This window comes from Kitasatospora sp. MY 5-36 (assembly GCF_001182915.1).
Lineage (GTDB): Bacteria > Actinomycetota > Actinomycetes > Streptomycetales > Streptomycetaceae > Kitasatospora.
Genome location: NZ_LFVW01000432.1, coordinates 1 through 9,956 on the forward strand (window position 1 = coordinate 1; position 9,956 = coordinate 9,956).

Consider the following 9,956-nt stretch of genomic DNA (forward strand, 5'->3'; position numbering starts at 1 on the left):
CCGGGAGCCGCGGCACCGCCGGCCGTGCCGGTCCCGGTGGAGCCGGTGCCGGAGAGGCCGCCGCCGGACAGGCCGTCGGAGGAGCCGAAGCCGGTGCCGCCGGAGTTGCCGTCGGCGGTGGTGCCGCCGGTGCCGGAGCTGCTCACCGGGGTGGTGCCGTCGCCCGTGCCGCCGGAGCCGGAGGAACCGTTGCCGCTCTCCGGGGTGCCCGGCTCGCCGCCGGGCGGAGGGGCGGTCTGGTTGCCGGGCAGCTTGCCGTCCTGGGCCGCGACGTGCTGCACGGCCTCCTGGGCCTGCTGCCGCTGGGCGCCGGTCAGCGCGAGGTAGCCCTGGGCGAGCTGCCCCGGCGCGAGGCCGTAGGTCTGGCCGTCGGTGGTCACGGTCTTGAGGAACTGCGAGATCGACGCGGCCTTCTCGGCGGGCACGCCGCCGGTCGGCACCATCGCGTACTGCACCGCGGTCAGCGGGTACGCCCGCTGGTCACGCGAGAACGCGGTGTCCGGCGTGCCGTAGGGCAGCTGCTGGACCCCGGTGGCGGCGTCGGTCGGCATGTCGCCGACGGCGGCCTGGAAGCCGGCCGTGCCGGGCGACACGAAGGAGCCGGCCGGGTTGAGCAGCGAGGCCTCGGGGAGCGAGAACGCCTTGGCCTGGGCGGTGTCCATGATGGCGAGCAGCGAGCGCACGCCGGGGATCTGCGTGAAACAGGGCTTGTGGCTGCCGTCGGACTCGCTGTTCGGCTGCTGGCAGTTCGGCTGGTACTGCATCAGGTTGCGCGCCACCCGCCCGAGACCGTCGAGCGAGGGGTTCCACTCGTACTGCTTCCAGTGCTTGAAGTCGACTCCCGCGCTGCCCTGCGCGGGCCCGGAGTAGTCCTGGACCTGGAACGCCTCCGCCGGGTAGCCGGCGAACTTCGGCTTCAGGTAGAAGCTGTCGACGCGCATGCCCCACGGGTCCGGCTCACCGTCGAGGAAGCGGCTCGCGTCCGGATCGGCGGCGAGCCACGAGGTCAGCTGGTAGGTGAAGTCGGTGGTGCCACCGGGAACACCGGGGTAGACCGTCAGGGTGCCGCCGCAGCTCGTCGGCCAGTGGATCCCGTTGGCCGCCGTCTCCGGGTTCAGCTGCTTGAACTCGGGGTCGGTGTAGAGGCAGGTCGAGTTGCCGGCCACGGAGGGGATGCTCATGCCCGGCGAGGCGTAGGACTGGGTGAGCAGCTTGGCGACCAGCCGGGCGTTCAGCTTCATGTCGCGGATCTGCCGACCGGTCTTCGGGTCGTCGATCAGGTACGTGACCGAGATGCCGGTCGTCGCGAGCGGGGCGTAGACGTACGGACGGGTGGGCGGCGAGCGGTCGGGCCGCGCCGTCAGCGCGACCTCCGTGCTGCTGCTGCCCCCCAGGAACGCGGCACGGGCCTGCGGCTCACCACCGGAGGGGACGTAGCCCACGGTCATCGGCGAGTCGCCCAGGCACAGGCCGGCCCGCCACTGCTGCATGGCCCGGTTGGCCATCTCCAGACCGGCGGCACCGAAGGCCTGGTTGCTCACCGTGCAGGAGTCCGCCGTGGGCGCGAAGGACAGCGGGACCACCGTCCGGTGCTGCCAGGCGCACTGCTCACTGGTCCGGTTGCCCGTCTTCCAGTTCTGGTTGCCGGGGGTCATGATCCCGTCGGCGGCGGTGTAGCCGTCCGGGTCGGCGTCCAGGTCGTGGAACTCGCAGTCGGCCTTGCCGTCGAGGACCTGGAAGAGGTCCAGCGGGTCGCCGCCGTAGTTCGGCTCGACCACCAGGGAACAGGGGTGGGTCGCGTCACAGCCGAGCGTGGAGCTCTCCTTCGCGCTCCACACCTCGATCGAGGCGCTGCCCGAGCCGTCCGGGCCGGTGGCGGCGATCACCTGGTTGGTGGGCCACTCCGGCACCTCCGTGCGCGTCGGCCGGGGCGGCTGCTCGAAGCCCTTCGTCCGGTCGCCGCCGTAGAGGGTGCTGCCGTAACAGTCCGTCACCGCCGGGTCGGTGCCCCGGCACTGGTAGATCCGCACCGCGTAGAGGATGTGGGTCGACAGCGACTGTGCCGTCGGTGCGGGATCGTTGGTGCCCAGGTAGACCGTCGGGGTGAAGCCGCTCCAGGAGACCTGGAGGACCTGGTTGGTCAGGTTCGCCGTCTGGGAGACGGTCACGCTGCCCTCGGTGCCGTACTTCTTGGCGGACGGAATCCAGACCTTCGGGCCCGGGACGGTCACCGCCGAGTCGGCGTGCGCCTGTGGCGCCGCGCCCAACCCGATCGGAATGACGGCGAGCGCCGCCACCACGGCCTTGGCGAGGACCAGGGCCGGTAGTCGACGGCGCCACCTCCCTGGGCCTCTCGGGTCGGGTACGCGGTTTCTCATGGCGAGGCCTCCGGGAGATGCGGGCCGCCGGGGGAGGCGGCACGAGGGCGTCGATCGCGCTGGGGACGGACGGTTCCGTGCGTACTATTCGGCCAGCCGGACATGGCGGGATCCGGTCGACCAGATGTACGAGACCACAACGCGACGACTCCGTACCGGAGTTGGGAACTCCGCAAGCGAAGGGCCCGCGCCGAAGCGCGGGCCCGCCGACCTGCGGTTCAGTACCGGGTGAGCGGTACCGGGTGGTTCAGTGCGCCGGGGTGTAGGACAGCGCGAGCTTGCCGATCTTCTGGCCGGCGGTGAAGTAGCCGGTGCCCAGCTTGGTGTCGAGGTACTGCGCGCCGGCCGCGTCCACCTCGAAGCTGGAGGAGGTCAGGTTCTGGGTGAGGCCGCTGCGGGTGATCACGTTGTCGCCGGACGGGTCGAGCAGCGGGACCGGCGTGGTCGAGCCGTTCGGAACGGCGGTGAAGTAGCCGTTGTCGACCGAGAAGTCGAGCTGCTTGAAGGCCACGCTCTTGCCGGTCTTGAGGTTCAGGAAGAGCAGGCCGCCACCGAACTGCACGTCGCCGTAGAAGTTCGGGATGTTCGCGGCGCCGCCGGTCACCGGAAGCGTCACGGTGAGGCCCGCCGTCTGGTCGTACGCCGGGTCCGCGGGCTGGAGCGGGATGATCACGATGCCGTTGAGCGCGGCGTTCGTCAGGAAGTTGACGTCGGTGGTGATCACGGCCTGGCCGGCGGCCGGGGTGGTGGCCGTGTCGGCGGCGGCGACGCCGCTCACGGCGGTCAGGGAGAGGACGACGGCGGCACCGGTAGCGGCCAGGCGGGCGCTGATGCGGGACATGCTGGACTCCTTGGGAGAGGGAGAGGTGATGTGCGGGTGGTGCGGTTCGGCGGGGCTCAGGAATGGGTGACGGAGCCGCAGGCGATCTGGGGCAGCGGGACGAAGCCGGACTTCCTGATGGCGTCCGCGCCGTTGCGGCAGATCCAGCCGCCGCGGCCGAAGATGCCGCGCAGCGCGGCACCACGGGTGTTGTCGGCGTACAGCTCCGCGTCGCGCAGGACGTTCGACAGCACGACCCCGTACGGCGCCGTGACGGCGGAGGCCGAGATCGTCCTGGTCTGCGGGTCGATGGGCGCGATGCCGTCGACGGACCTCAGGGTCAGGGCACCCGGCACGTCCTCACCACCGCCCTGCCCCTGGTACGCCTGGCCGATGTAGTAGCCCGTCGAGTAGGGGATCAACGCGTTGGGGTCGGCCAGGACCGGGTCGCTGCCCTGGTTCTCCCGGATGCCGCTGGTGACGCAGGCACCGGGGGTGACCGCGTAGCCGCGACCGATCGTGAGCAGGAAGTGCGCCCTCAGACCTGTCCCGGGCGGGGGAAGGTAGGCCTTGATGGTGGCGTTCGGCAGCGCCGGGTCGATCTGGTTCCAGGTGGTGACCGCGCAGGTGTAGATGTCCTTCAGGTTCCCGGTGCTCAGGTTCGCCGGGGCGTTTCCGGTGGCCGGGGCGGCCCAGGCGACGGCGTCCCAGGCGATGGCCACGAAGTCGTCCGTCGAGAGGTCGTCCTGCTGCGGGCCGCGTGACGCGCGGGCGAAGTCCACGGTGGTGCCGGTGCGGCCGTTCAGCGCGACCATGCCGGCGTGCTGGTCCGCGGGCCGGGCGATCGTCGTGGCACCCGACTTGGTGGTGATGGTCCCGCTCGGGCGCGTGTCCCAGCTGTACAGCCTCGGCGTCGCCGGATCCGTCAGCGAGGCGTTGTAGCCGCTCGCGATCCGGTTCATCAGGATCTGGGTCGTCCCGTCGCCGACACCCACGACGTCGACGGCACGCGGTGTGACACCGGCCGCCGGGTCGGCGAGCGCGGTACCGCCGACGGTGGTCGTCGCCAGGACGGCGATCGCGGCGGCACCGCCCAGCATGGTCATGGCCCTGCGCATCGGCCCGCCTCCGGCGTCCGGTCGTGGTGAGGGTGGCCCGGCGGCCGCGGGGCGAGGCCCCGCGGCCGCCGGTGTGGTGCGGGGTGGATCAGGAGTGGGTGACGGCGCCGCAGGCGAAGGCGGACAGCGGCAGGAAGCCGTAGCTCTTGAGGTCGTTGGCGCCGTTGTTGCAGAGCCAGCCGCCCTTGCCGAAGATGGCGCGCAGGGTGGCGTTCGAGTTCCACTCGGTGTCACGGAAGACGTTGTAGACCACGCGGGAGTACGGGGTGGCCGCGAAGGCGGCGCTGATCGTCTTGGCCGTGGTGTCCACCGGCAGGACACCGTTGACGTTGCGGATGGTCAGCGGGCCCTGGACGTCGGTGCCGCTGCCCTGGCCGTAGTAGACCTGGCCGATGTAGTGGGCCACGGAGTAGGGGACCAGCGCGTTGGGGTCGGCCAGGACCGAGTCGCTGCCCTGGTTCTCCTGGGTGCCGCTGGTGACGCAGCCACCGGGGGTGACCGCGACGCCGCCACCGATGGTGGTCAGGAAGTAGGAGCGGGTGCCGGAGTCGGTCTGCGGCAGGAAGGGCTTGATGGTGGCGTTCGGCAGCGACGCGTCGATGTCGTGCCAGTTGGTCACCGCACAGGTGAAGATGTCCTTCAGGTTCCCGGTGGTCAGGTTCGCCGGGGCGTTGCCGGTGGCCGGGGCGGCCCAGGCGACGGCGTCCTTCGCCAGGCTGACGAAGTAGTCGCTGCTCGGGTCGCTCGACTGCGGGCCGCGCGAGGAGCGGGCGAAGTCCACCGTGGTGTTGGTGTAGGTGGCCAGCGCCTTGATGCCGGCGCCGGAGCCGTTCGGGCGGGCGATCGCGGCGGAACCGGCCTTGGGGGTGATGGTGGTGCCGGTGGGGGTCGCGTCCCAGCTGTAGACGCGGGGGGCGTTCGGGTCGGTCAGCGACGCGTTGTAGTCGGCGGCGAGCTGGTTCACGACGGCCTGGGTGGTGTCGGAGCCGGTGCCCACGAAGTCGATGGCGCGCGGCGTCACGCCGGCGGCCGGGTCGGCGACGGCGGTGCCGCCGGCGACGGTCGCGATGGAGGTCGCCAGGGCGGCGACGGTGAGCAGCTTGGCAGCGGTCTTACGCATGTTCCTCTTCCTCCGGGGGAGAGACGTACATCGCGTGAAACCCGTACTCCGTTCGGGAGTTCGGGGCCGTGTGGCCGCGTCCGCTGCGGCCTCGCCGGCAGTGCCGATCCTGTCCGGCGGGGAGGTTCCGCCGGAAGGGAGGCCGGGTCCGGCCGGGGAATGTCGACTCATCGGTTCGACGAGGTTTAGCCACTGGTCAGCGTGCACGTGACAGGGGCACTACCGGCCCTCCGAACCCGGTCGACGTTCTTCTCCAGGAAGCTGCTCGGGGTGTTGCCGGAAACCTGCCCTTCACCGGAACTGCACGGACGGGGGCCGTGGACGGAACCGCCGCCTCCGGACGCGCCCCCGGATACGCCCGGGATACGCCCGGGATACGCCCCGGACACGCCTCCGGACATGCCGACATGGCGGTCCGTCGCGTTCGACGGACCGCCATGCACACGGTCTCCTACAGCGGCCGGCGGCCGTCCCGCCCCGATCGCCGCAACTCCTGCCCCACCCACTGCAGTCCGGCCAGGAACCCCTCGATCCCCGCCTGGCACTGGTCCCGCCGCAGGTACCCCCGGGCGCTGCGGGCGACCGGGACGGCGTCGGCCGCCCCCGGCCGGGTGCTGCGCACCGGCAGGTAGGCGGCCCAGACCCACTGACGTCCTTCGGACTGCCCGACCGAGCACCGCAGCGCGGCCCGTTCGATCAGCAGCACCCGGACGGCCTCGGCGAGTTCGTCCTCGCTGCGGTACGTCCGTACGCCGACCCCGAGCGGCCTCCCGTTGGCGGCCCGCAGTGCCCAGCCGAGGCAGCGGTCGGCCGCCGGCACGATCAGCAGTCGCGGGCCGCGTCGCTCAGCGGCCATCGGTGCGTCTCAACGGTACGGCGGGCTCCGGGAGTTCGTGCGGAGGCTGCTTGGAGAGCAGCACCACGAACCGCCGGAAGGCGTTCTGGCAGGTCGCGTACCGCTCGTACGCGCGGCTGGAGCGCACCTCGGGGAGGGCGCGCGAGCCCGGGACGACCCAGATCCAGCCGATGCCCTCCCGTACGTGGGTGATGCGCGCGGTGAGCCCGGGCGCCGCGGCGCGCAGGCCGTCGAAGCCCCGCTCGGCCTCGCCCGCCGTCTCGAACGCGGCCGGGGTGATCGCGACCACCCGGCCGTTGGACGCCTTCAGTTGCCAGCGGTAGCGCCCGTCCGCTGCCCGTTCGGCGCGGAAACCCCCTCGACTTGCCCCTGCTGCGGTGTGACCGCGGCCGGCAGCGTTCACTGCCCCCTCCGTCCGGTTGCCCTCCGGTTTCCCCTCCGAGCGGAGCAAAGCTATGTGTGCACACGGAGCCCCCGAAAGCCCAGAACGTTCACAACTTGCGCTGTTGGTCGGGAAGTTCTCTCTCGTTTAACTTTCACCGGTTCTTGGTGGTAGTCCCGGTCGGAACCCTCAGAGCCGGGCCGTCCAGCGCACCATCGTGCCCTTGCGGTACGGCCCGCTCTCGTGCCAGGCGTCGCCGCCGAGCGCCTCGGCGCGCCGGGTGAGGTTGAGCAGGCCGCTGCGCCGGCCGCCGGCCGGGATGCCCACCCCGTCGTCGGTCACGGTGAGCAGCACGCCGGGCCGGCCGCCCCGGTCCAGCGAGTCCGGGTCGCCGCCCACCGGGCGGCCGTCCTCGCCCAGGTGGGTGGTCGCGTCGATCTCCACACCGACCCGGGAGGCGCGCGCGTGCCGGGCCGTGTTGGAGAGCATCTCGCGCAGGGCGGCGAGCAGTTGACGGCCGGTCTTCTCCCCGACCAGGCTCTCCACCGGCCCGACGAAGCTCACCGAGGGCTTGAAGCCGAGCGCGGCCGCGGCCTGGCTGGCCTCCCGCAGCACCCGGGTGCGCAGGGTGTCCGGCGCGTCGCCGTGGTCGTCGTGCTGGAGGGCGTAGATGGTGGTGCGGACCTCCTGGATGGTGGCGTCCAGCTCGTCCACCGCCTTGCCGATGCCGACCCTGACCTCGGGGACGACGGCCCGCCGGGCGGCGCTCTCCAGCATCATCCCGGTGGCGAACAGCCGTTGGATCACCAGGTCGTGCAGGTCGCGGGCGATCCGGTCGCGGTCCTGGAAGACGGCCAGCCGCTGCTGGTCGCGCTGGCCCTCGGCGAGCCGCAGGGCCAGCGCGGCCTGCGAGGCGAAGGTCTCGGCGAGCTGCTTCTCGCTGTCGGTGAACGGCACCGCGCCGTGCGGGCGCCAGACGCAGAGCCCGCCGAGCACCCGCCCGGCGGCGACCATCGGCACGGCCATGGACGGGCCGAAGCGGCGGGCGAGCCGGATCACCACGGTCGGGTCGCTGGACATGTCGTCCAGGTAGACGCTCTCCCCCGCGAGCAGCCGCGCCGCGAAGCTCTCCCTGGGCAGCAGTTCGCCGCGGACGTACTCGGCCAGTTCGCCGGAGGCGTGCGCGACCCGCATCTGCCCGTCGCCCTCGCCGCCGCCCTCCGGGCCGGTCGGCAGCAGGATCATGCCGAGCGCGGCGTCCGCCAGCTCCCGTACCTGCTCGGCGGCGACGGTCAGCGCGCTCTCGGCCTGCTCGGCGGAGAGCAGGGCGGTGGCGACGGCGGCGGCGCCGGCGATCCAGCGTTCGCGGCGGCGGCCCTCCTCGTACAGCCGGGAGTTCTCGATGGCCACGCCGGCCGCCGCGGCGAGCGCGTGCACCACCTGCTCGTCCTCGGGGGTGAAGGCGCCGCCGCCCTTCTTCTCGGTGAGGTAGAGGTTGCCGAACACCTCCGCGCGGACCCGGATCGGCACGCCCAGGAAGGTCCTCATGCAGGGGTGGTGCGGCGGGAAGCCGGAGGAGCGCGGGTCGGTGCGGAGGTCGGCCAGCCGCAGCGGCTCGGGGCGGTCGATGAGCGCGCCGAGGATGCCCCGGCCGGCGGGCAGTTCGCCGATCTCGGCGGCGGTCTCGTCGTCGACCCCGACGTGGATGAAGTCGGCCAGGCCGGTGCCGCCGGGGGCGATCACGCCGAGCGCCGCGTAGCGGGCGTCGACCAGTTCGGCGGCGCCCACGGCGATCCGGTGCAGGGTGGCGTGCAGGTCCAGCCCGGCCCCGATCGAGACCACCGCCTCCAGCAGCCGCTGCATCCGGTCGGTGACCGCGGCGGCCGACTGCAGGCGCTCGGCGACCTCGGTGACCAGGGTGTCCAGCCCGAGCGAGGCGATCTCCGGCACCTGGTGGGGCGTCTGCTCGGCGGCGGCCCCGGGGAGGTCCGACGGGAGGCCCGGAGCGGGGTCCGACGGAAGGCCCGGAACGGGGTCCGACGGGAGGCCCGGAGCGGGGTCGGGCGGGAGGTCCGGCGTGGGGTCCATGAAGAAAGCCTACGTTTGTACGCTTTTCAGCCGAAGGACGGCGCGACTAACGGGTGACGGCCCGGCCGGCGGCGGCCGGAACCGGCTCCAGCAGCCCGTCCGCCTCCCGCTCCCGCCGCCACATCGCGTGCAGCCGCCCGTCCGGGTCGGCGACCAGCTCCGACCAGCGGCCCCGCTCGGCCACCCGTCCGCCGTCCAGCACCAGCACCTCGTCCACCGTGGTGTCGTCCAGCCCGGCCAGCCGGTGGGTGATCAGCACGGTGGTGCGGCCCGCGGTGGCGGCCAGCAGGTCGGCGGTGAGGGCGTCGGCGGTGGGCAGGTCGAGGTGCTCGGCGGGCTCGTCCAGGACCAGCACGGGGAAGTCCGCGAGCAGCGCCCGGGCGAGCGCCAGCCGCCGGCGCTGGCCGCCGGAGAGCCGGGCGCCGTGCTCGCCGACCATGGTGTCCAGGCCGTCCGGCAGGCCCTCGGTCCACTCCAGCAGCCGGGCGGCGGCCAGCGCGGCGCGCAGCTCCTCCTCCCCCGCCGCCGGCCGGGCCAGCCGCAGGTTCTCCCGCAGCGAGCTGTCGAAGACGTGGGCGTCCTGGGCGCAGAGCCCGATCACCCGGCGGACGGACTCGCCCGCCAGCGCGCGGCTGTCCACGGCCTCGGGGCGGCCGTCGGCGAACCGCACCGTCCCGGCGCTCGGCTCCAGGAAGCGCAGCAGCGCCTGGGCGAGGGTGGTCTTGCCGGAGCCGGACGGGCCGACCACGGCGATCCGGCGGCCGGCCGCGAGGTCGAGGTCCACCCCCGCGAGCGCGTCCGCCGTCTGCCCGGGGTGCCGTACGGTCAGCCCGCGCACCGCGACGGGCAGCGGCCGCTCGGGCAGTGCCACCGGTTCGGCGGGCTCGGCGACCGGGGGTTCGGCGGAGAGCACCTCGTCCAGCCGGGCCCGCGCGGCGCGGCTGCGCTGGCGGGCCTGGACGGCGAGCGGCATCCCGGTGACGGCCTCGAAGACGGCCAGCGGGGTCAGCACCACCACGGCCAGGCAGACCGGCGCCAGCACCCCGTCGCGCACCCCTTGGACGCCGACGGCGGCCGCGGCGGTCACGGTCAGCCCGGTGAGCAGGGCGATCAGCCCGGTGCCGAGCGCCGTGGTGGCGGCCGAGCGGGCGGCCAGCCCGGTCAGCGCGGCGTCGGCGCTACGGACGGCGGCCA

At 73.3% G+C, this 9,956-nt stretch carries 7 protein-coding genes and 1 pseudogene; all 8 read right to left on the reverse strand.

Annotated elements, in window-relative coordinates; genetic code table 11:
- Nucleotides 1-2,378, reverse strand: a pseudogene (locus tag AE652_RS25705) (hypothetical protein); the annotation flags it as partial.
- A gap of 247 nt (nt 2,379-2,625) precedes the next feature.
- Nucleotides 2,626-3,219, reverse strand: a complete 594-nt coding sequence (locus tag AE652_RS25710; protein ID WP_049655591.1) for a hypothetical protein — start codon at nt 3,217-3,219, stop codon at nt 2,626-2,628.
- A gap of 56 nt (nt 3,220-3,275) precedes the next feature.
- Nucleotides 3,276-4,316 carry a PstS family phosphate ABC transporter substrate-binding protein gene (locus tag AE652_RS25715; protein ID WP_082345963.1) on the reverse strand — a complete coding sequence of 347 codons (1,041 nt, stop codon included), beginning with the start codon at nt 4,314-4,316 and terminating at the stop codon, nt 3,276-3,278.
- 88 nt (nt 4,317-4,404) lie between these two features.
- Nucleotides 4,405-5,436, reverse strand: coding sequence for a PstS family phosphate ABC transporter substrate-binding protein (locus AE652_RS25720; RefSeq protein WP_049655594.1), 1,032 nt, complete (start codon nt 5,434-5,436; stop codon nt 4,405-4,407).
- 451 nt (nt 5,437-5,887) lie between these two features.
- Nucleotides 5,888-6,292: a hypothetical protein gene (locus AE652_RS25725; protein ID WP_049655595.1), complete on the reverse strand. Its 405-nt coding sequence runs from the start codon at nt 6,290-6,292 to the stop codon at nt 5,888-5,890.
- A complete protein-coding gene (locus AE652_RS45330; RefSeq protein ID WP_074002007.1) occupies nt 6,282-6,695 on the reverse strand; it encodes a DUF1508 domain-containing protein in 414 nt (137 codons plus the stop codon). Before AE652_RS45330 ends, AE652_RS25725 begins: the two co-directional genes overlap by 11 nt.
- A 168-nt stretch (nt 6,696-6,863) precedes the next feature.
- Entirely contained in the window at nt 6,864-8,762 is a 1,899-nt protein-coding gene (locus AE652_RS25735) for a GAF domain-containing sensor histidine kinase (RefSeq protein WP_082345964.1), read from the reverse strand.
- Nucleotides 8,763-8,808: 46 nt separating this feature from the next.
- Nucleotides 8,809-9,956: thiol reductant ABC exporter subunit CydC (gene cydC / locus AE652_RS25740; protein ID WP_049655598.1), on the reverse strand; the 1,148-nt coding region annotated here is incomplete at its 5' end.